Origin of the sequence: Parachryseolinea silvisoli, assembly GCF_021190955.1 — a bacterium.
Lineage (GTDB): Bacteria > Bacteroidota > Bacteroidia > Cytophagales > Cyclobacteriaceae > Ohtaekwangia > Ohtaekwangia silvisoli.
Genome location: NZ_JAIOAO010000004.1, coordinates 398205 through 411220, shown reverse-complemented (window position 1 = coordinate 411220; position 13016 = coordinate 398205). Strand labels below are relative to the sequence as shown.

General features: G+C 54.4%; 11 protein-coding genes. 2 read left to right on the top strand and 9 right to left on the bottom strand.

The window, feature by feature from the left end; translation table 11 throughout:
• Window positions 1-12: 12 nt before the first annotated feature.
• The gene (locus K7P01_RS24600; protein ID WP_267297236.1) at window positions 13-492 is read right to left on the bottom strand and encodes a T9SS type A sorting domain-containing protein; all 480 of its coding nucleotides are present in this window, start codon (window positions 490-492) and stop codon (window positions 13-15) included.
• 529 nt (window positions 493-1021) lie between these two features.
• Between K7P01_RS24600 and K7P01_RS24595 the strand changes: the two genes are divergently transcribed.
• Both K7P01_RS24595 and K7P01_RS24590 read left to right on the top strand, forming a co-directional pair.
• Window positions 1022-2395 (top strand): glycosyl hydrolase family 18 protein, encoded by a 1374-nt coding sequence (locus K7P01_RS24595; RefSeq protein ID WP_267297235.1) that lies wholly within the window; start codon window positions 1022-1024, stop codon window positions 2393-2395.
• 357 nt (window positions 2396-2752) lie between these two features.
• A complete protein-coding gene (locus K7P01_RS24590) occupies window positions 2753-3958 on the top strand; it encodes a hypothetical protein (RefSeq protein ID WP_267297234.1) in 1206 nt (401 codons plus the stop codon).
• Between the two features lie 235 nt (window positions 3959-4193).
• On the opposite strand, the gene K7P01_RS24585 is transcribed toward K7P01_RS24590, so the two are convergent.
• Genes K7P01_RS24585 through K7P01_RS24550 form a run of 8 tightly spaced genes read right to left on the bottom strand, consistent with a single transcriptional unit; the run spans window position 4194 to window position 12877 of the window.
• Window positions 4194-6545 (bottom strand): GMC family oxidoreductase, encoded by a 2352-nt coding sequence (locus K7P01_RS24585; RefSeq protein WP_267297233.1) that lies wholly within the window; start codon window positions 6543-6545, stop codon window positions 4194-4196.
• The gene (locus K7P01_RS24580) at window positions 6542-8281 is read right to left on the bottom strand and encodes a metallophosphoesterase family protein (protein WP_267297232.1); all 1740 of its coding nucleotides are present in this window, start codon (window positions 8279-8281) and stop codon (window positions 6542-6544) included. Before K7P01_RS24580 ends, K7P01_RS24585 begins: the two co-directional genes overlap by 4 nt.
• Window positions 8271-9710 carry a patatin-like phospholipase family protein gene (locus K7P01_RS24575; protein WP_267297231.1) on the bottom strand — a complete coding sequence of 480 codons (1440 nt, stop codon included), beginning with the start codon at window positions 9708-9710 and terminating at the stop codon, window positions 8271-8273. Before K7P01_RS24575 ends, K7P01_RS24580 begins: the two co-directional genes overlap by 11 nt.
• Complete coding sequence (locus tag K7P01_RS24570; RefSeq protein ID WP_267297230.1) at window positions 9700-10116, bottom strand: DUF4345 domain-containing protein; 417 nt, start codon at window positions 10114-10116, stop codon at window positions 9700-9702. Before K7P01_RS24570 ends, K7P01_RS24575 begins: the two co-directional genes overlap by 11 nt.
• Entirely contained in the window at window positions 10103-10489 is a 387-nt protein-coding gene (locus tag K7P01_RS24565) for a patatin (protein ID WP_267297229.1), read from the bottom strand. The genes K7P01_RS24570 and K7P01_RS24565 overlap by 14 nt, the downstream gene beginning before the upstream one ends.
• Window positions 10486-10959: a hypothetical protein gene (locus K7P01_RS24560; RefSeq protein ID WP_267297228.1), complete on the bottom strand. Its 474-nt coding sequence runs from the start codon at window positions 10957-10959 to the stop codon at window positions 10486-10488. Before K7P01_RS24560 ends, K7P01_RS24565 begins: the two co-directional genes overlap by 4 nt.
• Entirely contained in the window at window positions 10956-11840 is an 885-nt protein-coding gene (locus tag K7P01_RS24555) for an acetoacetate decarboxylase family protein (RefSeq protein WP_267297227.1), read from the bottom strand. Before K7P01_RS24555 ends, K7P01_RS24560 begins: the two co-directional genes overlap by 4 nt.
• Window positions 11841-11860: 20 nt before the next feature.
• The gene (locus K7P01_RS24550) at window positions 11861-12877 is read right to left on the bottom strand and encodes an alpha/beta hydrolase (protein ID WP_267297226.1); all 1017 of its coding nucleotides are present in this window, start codon (window positions 12875-12877) and stop codon (window positions 11861-11863) included.
• Window positions 12878-13016: the final 139 nt, after the last annotated feature.

Genomic DNA, 13016 nt, shown 5'->3' with positions numbered 1-13016 from the left:
GGGTTGGGGTTGCTATTGTTTAACAATCTTAAAGGACTGCTGCTTTGCAGCGCCCGTCTTAACCTGAAGTGTATAGGTGGCCGCCGGCAGATCGTCGAAGGAAATTTCGGTGAGGTCTTTGACGATCCCCTCCCGGACTTTTATGCCGCGCAGATCCAGCACCGTATACCGCCGGGCCGCATCGGGGTGGCGGCTTTGAATATATAGTGTGGCGCCTACCGGGTTGGGGAACACCGTTACCTGACTTCTCGCTTCTTCGGTGCGTGCGATTCTTTGCACCCAAAGCATGGGCTGGTGAAATCCCTGCGTAAGCCGGTGCGGCCGTGCCGGGAGCGTCTCGATGGCAACTTCACCCAGCGTAAAGCTGAGGTGACCGGCTTCTGTCGTGAACGAATCGCCGGCAGAAGACACGATTTCATTTTTCTGCGCCAGGAGTGGCAGGGTCAGCAAGACAAAAAGCATGGTGACCGATTGTTTAGGAGGAGCCTTCATATAGATTTTATTTATGTAAACGTTTTGTGTATCGCCTGCAAATAGAGACCGCGTGTTTCACTCCAGGACAACAACGGCATGACCTGCACACGGTGCATTAGTATATCAGAATAAACAAGGAGAACGCCGCGGTAAGAAATCTTTTACACTGACTGCTGAACCGGCACAAAGAATGCGGCTTCCGGTGATTGAATATACAGAATAAAGACCATTAAAACCATTGAGCGACCATTAGCCTTGTCCTGCCCGCCGAATGAAGGCGATCCGGGCAATAGGTAAGAACAACACTTGCAAATGGTATATTCGCTGCTTACATTCGTAAACGCGGCTACCAGTACCGTGTCTGTATACCGGTAGTCTGATACGAGTTGGCTAATACTAAGGCGTTGTGCGATACCCGCCCGTTGAATTGCAATGAATATTCAACTCAACTTTTCACCCGGCGAGCGTGATGATGGAAGTGACAGTGTGCAACAACGTTGTGACCGATAACCGAACGTAGTCTTTCCACTTAAAACCAGCGTTCTATATGAAACAGAAGTATTATTTGCTTTCCATGGCTGCCGTGTTGTGCAGCCTGATGAACTCGTGCACGATGCAAGGCCTCGCTCCCGACGACGTATCGCTTCAGCCCCGCGACGTCGCGCCCCCCGCCTCCGTTCAGCCACTCGCTCTGCCTGCGGCGGGCCAGAACAAAGTAGCCTATTATGTTTTCGATGTTACACCCGCCGGCCAGGGCATATTGCCCATGACCACGTTTACCGACAATGCCAACATTGTGGTGGTGTTTGAAGGTACGTTGTGGGAACTGGCCGACACGGTGCATTATAATTCCGGCTGGATGCAGAATGCTTACTACCACAGCAAGCGCCAGATCCTGGCCGACATCCAAACGTTGCGCAGCCGCGGTATAAAAGTGCTCATGAACGTAGACGATGCACCCTCGTGGAGCACGTCGACACCCTTTACCACGTACAACGGCACGGCCTATAATTATCAGCAGTTTGCCGCCTTCATCAACACGTGTGTAAACACGGTAGGCTTCGACGGCATCTCGCTCGACGTGGAGCACGGGGCCACCGACAACAGCAACTACCGCAACCTGATCGGCGAGCTCGGCGATTACTTCGGCCCCCTGTCGTCAGACCCCACGAACAAAATGTACATCGGCGCCTTTTATTCCGGCGGCGCCCCCGGCCCGATCTTCCGCGAAGTCGCCCTCAGTCAGTACCTGAACTTTGTGATGGACATGGGCTATTTTCAAAACAACACCACGCGCTTTAATTACTGGGCCAACACACTGGGCAATGCCAAGGTCATGTTAGGCATGTCGTATGACGACAACACCCAGGCCAGCGCAATAACCGAAGCACAACGACACCCGACCCCCGACAAAGCCGGCATCATGGTGTTTGCGGCGAATAAAAACAAGACGTATACGGATGCCATCTTTGCCGCGCTCACGCCGACCACACCCCCGGCGGGGTCCGATATTACAAACTATGGCGGCACGATCACCTCACAGTATACGGATTGGCCCAGCGGGGAGGATATCAGCAAGCTGATCGATAATAGCAGCAGTACAAAGTATCTTACGCAGCACGCGGCCGCCTGGGTGCGGTATCAGTCCAACACCAGCAATATTGTGAATAAATATACCATCACGTCGGCGAACGACGTACCGGCGCGTGACCCCCGGAACTGGACGTTGCAGGGCAGTAATAATGGAACAAGCTGGACGACTATCAATACCCAGACGAATCAGACCTTTGCTTCGCGGTTTTTGACGAAGACGTATACCTTTAGTAATAGTACGGCGTATACGTATTATCGACTGAATGTAAGCGCGGTGCAGAGCGGGTCGATCATGCAGTTTGCGGAGTGGGAACTGTATAGAAATTAATCAGCGTGAGTGTGGAGAGTGAGTGCGGGGGGTGCTGCCAACGTAGTATCTGGCGCGAGTCTTAGCCCCGTCTCGGGGCGGAGACTCGTGCCCAGTATGGCGGCAGTCTCCGACTGCCAGGCGGGAACGTCGTAACCTGGGTAACCATACATGTACCTGGGGTTGCCCGACCACCCTCACCCCACACGCCAGTCTGAAGACTGGCAGCATGCAAGGCACAAGAGACGCACCTACGCTAACGCTCGGTGCTAACTCTTGCGCCAGTCACCCGTTTGGTTCTCCTTTACTCCTGCTATTCAACGGTTTTACTCCTACCATCAACAACAAAAATTTTCGTAACCTAAATTTATATATTCTATGAAGTTATCATTTCGTAAACACGCCGGCTGGGTGTCGGCATTTCTCCTGGTTATCATTCTCGGTTCCTGCTCGAATGAAGTAGATCCGGTTGTCAAAAAAGATGCCGACGGCGACGCCGCGGCCTTACCAGCAGGCCTGACTGTCTCTGTATTTGGCGGTGGGCCCATCTATAAAAACAGAACTGTTACCATTCCCGAACTAAAAGCTTCGGGCTTCACCGAAGTAGTCGTATGGAATATCGCCGTGAGCACCGCGGGTGACCTGAACTTCAACGGCGAGTTTCCCGTAGCGTCCAACGGCACCTATACCGGCGCCAATATGTACCCGAACTTTGCCAGTGATTTGCAGAGCCTGAAGACGGGTACAACGTCGGTGAACCGCGTTACCCTCAGTATCGGTTCTTCCAACGTCGGCGACTTTCAGCACATCCGCGACCTGATCAATGCGCAGGGCACCGGGTCTACAAGTATACTGTACCGAAATTTCCAGGCGTTGAAGACCGCCACGGGCGCGGATGCCATTGACCTCGACGATGAAAACTGTTACGACCTGAGCACCATGGTACAGTTCTGTGTGATGCTGGGCAACCTCGGGTATAATGTCGCTTTATGTCCCTATACCAACTCCACGTTCTGGACATCGGTCGCGTCGCAGGTGAACAACCAGCGGCCGGGCACGGTTGACCAGGTCCACCTGCAGTGTTATGCGGGCGGTGGCGGCAACAGCCCGTGTAGCTGGAACTTTGGCGGTATACCGGTGCATGGCAGCCGCTGGAGCGGTTCGACGGCCTCGGTACAGTCGCAGTTCACCACGTGGAGAAATACCTGCAACACCACCGGCGGCTGGATGTGGCTGTACGACGAGTGGGTAGGCAACGGCATGGCCGCGCAGTACGCTACGGCCATACGCAACGGTCTGAGTGGGACCACGCCCACGACCGGTGTGAAGTTCTTCCAGAACAGCAACTACGGGGGAACCGCGACCAGCTTTATTCCCAAGGGGAATTATACTTTGTCGCAACTCCAAGCCTACGGCTTTGTGAATGACTGGGCGTCGTCTGTGCAGATACCGAGCGGGTGGTCGGTAATCCTTTATCAACATGACAACTTTACGGGCACGTCATGGACGTTTAGTGCGAATAATGCCAATTTTGCGAATACTACCGGGTTGAATGACCAGGTGTCGTCGGTGAGAATACAGTAGTTATTGTATACCTGTAAGGCTTGCTGGCGCAAGTTTGAGCGCCAAGCGTTAGCGTAGGTGCGGAACTTGTGACTGAAACTGTGGCCAGTCTTAGACTGGCGTGTTCCCGCGAAGCGGGGCTGCTATATTAACAGTTCTCCCCGCCAGTCTAAGACTGGCTACAGAGACAGTCACAAGTCTCCGGCCCGGGGCGGGCCTCAGACTTGCGCCAGCAACCATTTGCGTTCCATTCCAATTACCGTAGTTTCTTAAAGTATGTTTCAAATACATTGCCTGCAAAGAACTTACCAAAGCTTGACACTGCTTTGATTTGTTCCAACTTCGTATGTGTATTAACGGCTTTCATAGTAGTCAGCTGTTTAGCAAAGTCTTTGGGCTCGATGATCAGCTGGCCTTTGCCAAGTACCTTGCCTGCGCCGTTTTCTTCGTAGACCGTGATGAAGAGCGTCGTGGTATCCTTCCACACATCCAGCCCCTTGTTGTTTTGCACGTCTTTGAACCCCTCGAAATAATACTTCTTCCCTTCGTGGCTTTGTAAGTAGATGTTATATACCATCTTTTTCTTTTCCGCGTCCTGCGCGTCTCTTACAAAGAGGTTAAACCGGCCGTTGTAGGCCATGAGCGGATAGGCAGAAAGCGCCGGCGCGGTCATGGTGCCGATCATGGGGGCGTCGTGGTCTTTGTCGGAAAGAAGTGTCTCCACGTCTTCGGAGCGGATGGTGAGCGTAAATTCAAACGGCGAGCTCTCCTGCTTGCCTTTTTCGAAGCCTCTGCCATAGTCTGCCGTTTCGTTTATCGAGAAATAGCCGCGCATGGTTTCCGTGAATTGTACACCCGGTTTTGACTGACCGTTAGACGACGATGCGCGCGGCGGTAAGTCATACGACAACGACCAGCCCTTCTCCTGCGCGATGAGCTTGCAGTTGCGTTCGGCCAGGGCGCTGATGGTTAACAGTGGATTCGTGCCGACGGGACGCGGGAAGATTGCGCCGTCCATAACATACAAACCGGGGTATAGCTCGCTGCCGGTGGCGCCTTTGAATACCTGCCCCTTGTGGTCTACGACGCCCTGGCTGGCGTCTTCGCCCATGGGGCAGCCGCCCAGCGGGTGAACGGTGACGAGATCGTAGTTCAGAATCCTGGTCCAGGTGGGATTGGGGACTACGTTTCCGCCCAGGGCCTCCGTGGCGCCGGTGAGCTCGCCGCTTACCTTTTTAAAGATGTTCTGTTTGCCGACGCCCTTCCAGTGGATGTTGACTTCATCGTCGCCACTGAGCCCGATGACACCGTTGCCGTCGTCGTGGGTCATAACCAGGTATATTTGCGTGTGATCTACCGCGCCTTTGAAGGGCCCGCGGAAGATACTCACCACCTCGCGCCACTTTTCGCGAAAGAAGTCACCCAGGCCGCGGTCGGAGTCGCGGCCCATGACGCGGGAGAACGTGACGAGCGCCGACACCAGGATGGAGCGTATAGGCCCCGGGATGCTGCCTTCCTCCAGCGTCATGCCTTCGGTAAACGGTGTGCGTTTGCGCATGTCGATTACGCTGGTGATGCAGGGCCCGACCTGGTCTATGACGCCGGGCTTGAGGGTGTCGCCTTTGCCGACGCCATGGATGGGTACGTCGTTGTTATAGCCAAACCCCAGCACGTCGCCGTTGCCGGTAAACTTCTGCCCCAGCTGCGGCGAGAGGGCCAGGCCTTTTTTGGCCGAACGCAGCAGGACTTCGGTGCTGCCCAACGAGCCACCGCTAACGAAGACCATGGCCGCCTCCACAAACAGCGACGGAGCATCGAACTTATCACGGCCACTGTTCACGGCGTTATAGTATACCCGCCATAGGTTGCGGGCGTCATCGCGCTCAATATGTTTTACGCCCACCTCGGTGTAGATCTCGGCACCAAAGTTTACGGCGTCGGGTAAGTAGTTCATCGCCGTGGTGTTCTTGGCGCCGGTGTTGCAACCGGTCACGCAATCGCCGCAGTTCAGGCACTTGGGTTGGTCGACGCCTACGTGGTTGGGGTACCGGTCTTCGAAGTTGACGTTGATGTTCAGCAGCCGGAACTCTTCGGACATAAATTTTGCCGACGTGCGCATGGCTTCGGTCTTCTGCAGCACGGGGTATCCATTTTTACCCTCGGGGTACGGATTGGGCTTCAGCATATCGCACGCGTGGCGGATGCCTTCCTGAAATCCGGTCAGGTTATTTCGAATCGCGGCGGGCCAGCTGGCATCCGCCATGACGCGGCTGTCGGGCTCGATCGCGACGTTGGCGTTGACCAACGATGTACCGCCCAGGCCACATCCTTTAAATACGTTGATCTCGTTGCCGAGTACAAATTCATACAGACCATTTTCCGATCCCGCCTCGAGCGTGCCTTTGTTGAACTGCATCTGTTTGGTCGCTTCGCGCAGGTTGCTGGGAAATTCACCCGGCAAAAACTCTTTGCCTTTCTCCAGCAAACATACCTTCTGCCCACAGCGCGCCATGCGCGAGGCGGCAATGCTGCCGCCGTAGCCGGAACCGATCACTACGACGTCGTAGTGTGTTTTTATTTCAGGAAAGGGTCTTGATAGCTTTTTCATGGTTTCAACGTAATTTCATCGATGAGGGTGTATTCGATAGTTTGTTTCGGACGGAACCTGGCCGCATGCTCGTCGACCGTTTGTTCCTCCCAATCGGTAATACTTTTTTTGATACCGATGGCATAGATCGTCGCTCCGCCCGGGGTGATCTTTATGCGCAAGAAGTTTTTATACCCCTCCCACCGGAAGGAGGAAAATGCTTCGGTCGGATGGTTTCGTACGACGAGTGTGCTCACCAGCAGGTATATGCCGAAGACCATCGTGCTGGCCCAGCCTCCTATCATGATCATCTCGGCCGAAAACAATATGATTTGCCAGCCTGACCGCACGTCCAATTGAAGATGGTGCATATTGACCACGGCAAAGGCCCAGACGGCCAGGTAAAATACCAGCAGCTGCAACAGGCCATGAAGCGCCCCGGCGATGTAATTCCATTTCTTCTTTCCCGTGGCGGTGTCGGTAAAAAATGTAAGGCCCACCAGGAGCAGCAAGTTCAGAAATACCACGGACGGGCTATGCCGGATATGGTTGTAAATGAGCGCGCACAACTTGCCGAGATCAGGCGTGCGTTTTACCGCATCCAGGAATGTTTCGGTATCGCGGCTTCCCGATTGCAGAAACCAGGTTGTAAACAAGTGGAAGGCGCCGAGGAAGAACCACATCTGTAAGCTGAAGAACGGAAAGAGCAGGTTCCACCAGGCCAGGCGTTTCGATTGTGATGCCGTGGGAAATGAGCTTTTGCGTGTAGCGTCATAGCCGCCCTCCAGGGTAATCTTCTCCTTCAGCAAATGTGTGGGATGCGCAAAGGCGCCGCCACCGCCCGCCGTGACGAGCTGCGTCACCCGGCCTGTTTGAGTATGTACTTGCTCGTAGCGCGAGTAATGATGCAGGTCGCCCGTCAGGATCGCCGCGATGCGCAGGTCCTTGTTCTTTTCATAGTAGGGACACTTCTCGTCGCCGTACAACACCCGGTCGATAAAAAACTGAATACGGCCGTGCGACTTATTTTTGTCGTCCCACGAATTATATACCCACGACGGCTCCGCCGTACAAAGAATTACCTTGCTGCCGGCTTCAAACGCCGGGGTTTCCAGAATCTTCCGGAAGTAGTCCATCTGTGGTTTGTCAATGTCGGCATTCAGTTGAATATCGATGCCGATCAACCAGTACTTATGCGGAAGCCTGACGGCAAAGTAGCTTCGGTCCTGTTCTGTCAGCCAGCGACCCAACGCCCGCTTCTGACAAAACAGCTTGATAAAATTACCCAGCCCATCGTACCAGTCATGATTACCCGGCAAGACAAACAACTGTCGGGTATAGGGCTCGTTTACGGTATGATGCGGCTTGTCTTTCCACGGGAATGCGGCGTTGTACGGCCCTTGCAGCCGGTTCTCATACTCGGCAGCCTCCGGTGTGGGATAGACCGCATCGCCGCCCATGATGAGAAGGTCGCCCTGCTTCAGCTCTTGTCCGCCCACGGAAAGCTTCGCCTGTGCCAGGGAATAGGCTACGGTATAGGTCGGGTTAAAGCCGTCGCCCAGGTCGGAGACATAGTCGACCCACAGCGCTTCTTTGTCCGCGGCGTTGTAATAAGAAGCACCGGGCGAAAGCGCGGCTTCCATCTCCCGCTTATCGGCAAAGTTTCCAAAGATGCCGGAGATCAATGTTTTCAAACCGGTAGACGCCAGTTGCTGAACGTCGTACCAATTCACCATGGGGCGTTTCTCAAATTCCATTCGAAAGTAATTTTGATATCAGATCATAACGTTTTTTCAATCCACCCATCCCCCCCTTTTCGGTCGCGACGCCGGTGGTAAACCAGCTGCGCAGGCGGTGGCGAATGGATTGGTCGAGTGTGCCTTTTACGACAGTAGATTCGTTCAGGTGAATGACCACCGCTACGTGTTTGAACTCCAATCCCAGGAGAAAATCCATCGGCGAATATAATCGCCATGTCATGTGCATGCGGTATGTACCCCCACCGTGATCGGCTTTTGCTGTTGCCTCCACCACCTGATACTTCCCGACCTTACGAGCCGACGCGGTAAGATCGTACAGGGAAATCTCCCGTCCAAGCACCGACGCCTCAAGACTGGCGTAGAGCTTCAGCACATGCTGCCCCGCCATATCGTGGTACGAGAAATAGGTATACAGCGTCATCTTTGTTTTTACGCCTTGCCAGGATACGGTACCTTCAAACGTACCGCGAAAGTTCAGGCGATGGCCAGGCTCGCGCATGCGGGTGGTGGTATGGTTCATCGGCACGCCCTCCGCGGGCATTGCGGCCAGGCAGCGTTTGGCGTCGGCGTAGCCCATGTTGATCAGCGACCGCGTATCGACCTTGCCAAAGAACAGGTCGGGATCGAGGGGCAAGGGATATTCGGGCTTGATCACAAACAGTTTGACGGGCTTCCGTTGGCCGTACGCGGAGTCGCCTCTTTTGATCGCCTCATTGATGTAGGCTATCTGTTTATATTCTTCCAGCAGGGCGCCGTTGGCGCTGATCTCGATCATGTGTACGTACTGGTTAAAAAAGCCGGGCAGGTAGGTTTGGCTATTGCCAATGGCCCACACCAGCCAGAGCTCATCGGCACCGCGTTGTACAGCTTCCAGGAGGTTGGCGTCTTTGATCCACACGGCGTCGGTATACCAGTGGCCATCGATGGGCAACGCCGGCATAAAGATGGGCAGCGATACACCGGCGATGAGATGGTCTTCGGTGACCCGCGTGTGTGGGATCGACTCGATGGTCTTCTGCGAGAAATTACAGACGTTGAAGGTGAACTGGCCGCGCTGGTTCTTCCGGATCTTTTCCAGGTCTATGCCCAACGAAGGGAATATATGCTTGCGAATGCCATCGGCATCGCCCATGCCCGCCATTTGCCACGGCTTGAGATAGCTCTTCAGGCCCAACGCCGAGACAAAATACCTTAGCTTGAGGGTACGCCATCGCCCGGCAATCTCGTCGGGCGCTAACCCAGAGGCTAGCATGCCGGTATTAAAAATCCCACCCGACGTACCGTCGACATGTACAAATTGCTGCCCCGCCTCTTGCAAGGCGCGCAGCACACCGGCCTGGTACGCCAGGCGCACGCCACCCCCGGCCAGGATCAATGACTTTTTTACGGGTGTACCGGCGGATGCCAGGAGCGAATCAGTAGTCATAATACAGCGTCGTTTTGCGGGTGTAGAGAAAGATGACGACGACACCAAGCAGCTCGTAGACCAGGAAGAAATAAAACAGCCACGAAGGCGAGCCGTCGATCACGAGGGATACCACGCGCGCCAGGACGCCGGAGAACATGATCAACAGGAAGAGGCCGTTGAACGTCTTGTGGGTGAAGATCTCTTTGGTAAACAGCACGGCGAACAACCCGTACCCCAGCTCCAGCGCCCGCAGGAAGCGGTACTGGCTGATGAGGTTGACGCGGCTGTATTCGGGCAGCGTGCTCGTATCGAGGTGGAACAACCAGGCGTGGTCCAGGCGTGGCCCGACAAAGGCGCCCCAGAATCCGGCCAGTATCACCAACCCAATGTAGGTATAGAACAAAAAATAACTAAGCGCTTTCACCCGACTTTATAGTTTTAAGATAATAGAGAAACAGTACGCCCGACAACAAGTCGAACGCCGCCACACCGGCCGCCATCTCCGAAAAGATGCCCTGCAAAATTCCTACCCCTACCGCTACACACGCACCCAGCTTTTGCAGGGCGCACCACAGGATGGCCACTGTACCGGAACGCGCACCGTAAACGGTATGCAGCATCAACCCGCCGAAGAGCGCCATGAACATGCCGACAATGGCAAAGAAGTGCGCGGTCGTGGGGGTTATCCCGGCGCCGATCACACCCAGCACAAAGGCCGGCGCCACGACTTGCGCCAGGCCGGACACAATGGTCGCCAGCGAGATGCCGACGACCAGCAAGTTTAGAAAGCGATTCATGCGCGTTGTCTTTTGAGTGCTACTGAAAAATAGAGCATCATGGTGAGCCATTGCAGGGTCCACAGGCTGACGCGAATGATATTTAAGAACATCCACTTGTCGAGTACGGTGTTGAGCTCGATGGGGTCGGTAATGCCCGCCGCCATGCGCTCGTTATACGCGATGATAAAGTAGATGGTCAGCAACGTGGCGGCTACCACCAGCAAAAGCACGACGATGGGGTACCACTTGTCGCGGCTGCGCCACGTCTCGATAATAAACACGACACTGCAAACCATCATCACCATAGTCATATAGGTGAAGAAGTGCGTGGCCGCCGTTACTTGCGGCACAAACTGGTTGTAGTAGTTATCGGGCGTGAGCTTGGGTGCGATGGGAAACGTAAAGAGCACCAGCGACCAGCCCGTGCCAAAATACATGGACACACAGGCAAACAGTAGTGCCTTGTTTAACACCAATACTGTCTTCATAGCTTATACTTTGCGTAGTCGGTAAAGGCAGGTGCGGGCAACCAATCCTCGTTTCTGCCCAGGTGGAAGACACTTTCAAACCCTTCGGGCATGGTGGCCGGCGGCGTGTCGTACGTCATAAACCAACATTGGAAATGATCGTCGAGTATGCCGTTTGCTTTGGGCATAAACATGGTAAAGAACGGATCGGGGTTGATGTCGAGGTTACGCAGGTACGACACGTTGGGATGATCGCCGATAAACAAGCGGCCGCTGGCTTTTCCAAAGAGGTTTATGCCGGCCCTGGAATTGAAGTAGATATACGACGCCATCAGCATGTTGCGGTAACAGCAATAGTTGGTGGTGCCAACCTTGAGGCCCAACGAAGCGGATTTGGGACGATCGATCTCGATGCGAAACGCGAACTGACCATCTTTTTCATACTGGGCGCTGACAGCGGTGTCGCTCACGTTGAAGTCCAGGTTGGCCTTATGCTTGGGCATGCCCCAAATGCCCTTTCCACCTTTTACGGACACTTCACTGCTGACCGGCAAGTCGAGAATATATTGTCCCACGCCATAGGCTTTCATGAACATCACATTCAGCAGTGCCGGCGCGGGCTTGCGGCCGTGGGTGCAGCCGATCGCGATGCTGTACTCGATGTATTTACCAATGCTGGTGTTCACATAGTTAATGACGGTGATGAGCAACGCGGCCCGGCCATTGGGGAGCTTCAGGGCGTGCACTTCATTGCCGGGCAGCAGGTCGTTTGCTTTTTTCCAGTCGCAGGAAAAACCCGCCATTAACGCCGGCGAGTCTTTGGCAAAGACCGGCATTTGATAGGGAATGTTATCGACCAGGGCATACCGGCCTGTATAGTGTTTGATTCTGGAGGGAGGCATTTTTTTCGAAATTAAGAGGGTTATAATTGACTAAGCTCCTGGAGCATGAGGGGGAATACATCGTGATGCGCATTCTTTCCCAGGAATACATCCAGGTGACTGTATTGTTCCAGTATATAAAGTCTGTGAATACCAGGATCGACGCGTTGCAGGTAGTCGAACGACCGCTCCTGACTTTCGGCCAGGAAGCATTTGTTCTTGCGGCCGCCAAACAGCACCACCCGCGCGGTCAGCGGCGGAAGATCGGGTGCGTAGGTGGTTGGCGTATCGTTTTGATTGGGCACCAGCACACCCGCCTTTACACAGCGCGTGATGTGCGCGAAAAATGTAAGCGGCACGTTTGCAAACTCGTGTTGAATCCAGTCCATGGTCGGCTTGTCGAGGTTGTCCAGCTCCCAGAGTGCGGGGAACCCTGCACCATACGTAAAGCTGACGAACTTGCCGACGAGCGTATCCTTCTCGCGGTGTGTGGCTTTGACAATCAGGCGCAAGAGCTTTTCTTTTATACCCGGCGCCTTCAGCCCCCACTGGGGATTGAGGTACCGAAAGAGCAGCTTTACAACGGGCACAAAAACGTTGAGCTTAAAGACAGAGTACGGTGGCACAATGGGATGCAGCGACACGGCATTGCTGATGATGAGCTTGACTTGCGGCACAAGCCCCAGCATGACCGAGATCATAAAGCTGGTGCTGCCCTGGCAGTGTATGATGGCCTTGATGGAGTTATAGCCGGTCAGCTCGACGACTTTCCGTACCGCCATGGGATGGTCATAGCGTGCGGTCTTGTCGAGGTCCCATTCGTTGGGCGTTACTTCAATACTACCGCGCCAGTTCTCGAGCCACACATCGTAGCCGGCTTCCGCGAGTGTTGTGATGAGATTCTTCGCCGTGGGAGGATTGAAGATATTCCCCCGCACACCGGCGCCATGCACCAATAACACCGGTTCACCACCCGACTTACTACGCTTTAAATGTTTCAGATTACAGGTAACACCATCCTGTGTTAAAAAGGAGATCGTTTCAAACTCGTTTACCATGCGCGTCGTGTCGTTAACAAAAAAGGGAGCCCACCTCCGCATCTTCTGCTATGAGCAGACGATGGGTAGATGGGCTCCCTCTCCACGTGAAAGTAGCCGGTCGCCTGCATTTTAACAAGCCGGATTTTTCCCCTATTCC

What these genes read in the sequence shown, in the direction of transcription:
- K7P01_RS24600 (WP_267297236.1), bottom strand. Translation starts at nt 492, where the DNA reads ATGAAGGCTCCTCCTAAACAATCGGTCACCATGCTTTTTGTCTTGCTG.
- K7P01_RS24595 (WP_267297235.1), top strand. Translation starts at nt 1,022, where the DNA reads ATGAAACAGAAGTATTATTTGCTTTCCATGGCTGCCGTGTTGTGCAGC.
- K7P01_RS24590 (WP_267297234.1), top strand. Translation starts at nt 2,753, where the DNA reads ATGAAGTTATCATTTCGTAAACACGCCGGCTGGGTGTCGGCATTTCTC.
- K7P01_RS24585 (WP_267297233.1), bottom strand. Translation starts at nt 6,545, where the DNA reads ATGAAAAAGCTATCAAGACCCTTTCCTGAAATAAAAACACACTACGAC.
- K7P01_RS24580 (WP_267297232.1), bottom strand. Translation starts at nt 8,281, where the DNA reads ATGGAATTTGAGAAACGCCCCATGGTGAATTGGTACGACGTTCAGCAA.
- K7P01_RS24575 (WP_267297231.1), bottom strand. Translation starts at nt 9,710, where the DNA reads ATGACTACTGATTCGCTCCTGGCATCCGCCGGTACACCCGTAAAAAAG.
- K7P01_RS24565 (WP_267297229.1), bottom strand. Translation starts at nt 10,489, where the DNA reads ATGAATCGCTTTCTAAACTTGCTGGTCGTCGGCATCTCGCTGGCGACC.
- K7P01_RS24560 (WP_267297228.1), bottom strand. Translation starts at nt 10,959, where the DNA reads ATGAAGACAGTATTGGTGTTAAACAAGGCACTACTGTTTGCCTGTGTG.
- K7P01_RS24555 (WP_267297227.1), bottom strand. Translation starts at nt 11,840, where the DNA reads ATGCCTCCCTCCAGAATCAAACACTATACAGGCCGGTATGCCCTGGTC.
- K7P01_RS24550 (WP_267297226.1), bottom strand. Translation starts at nt 12,877, where the DNA reads ATGGTAAACGAGTTTGAAACGATCTCCTTTTTAACACAGGATGGTGTT.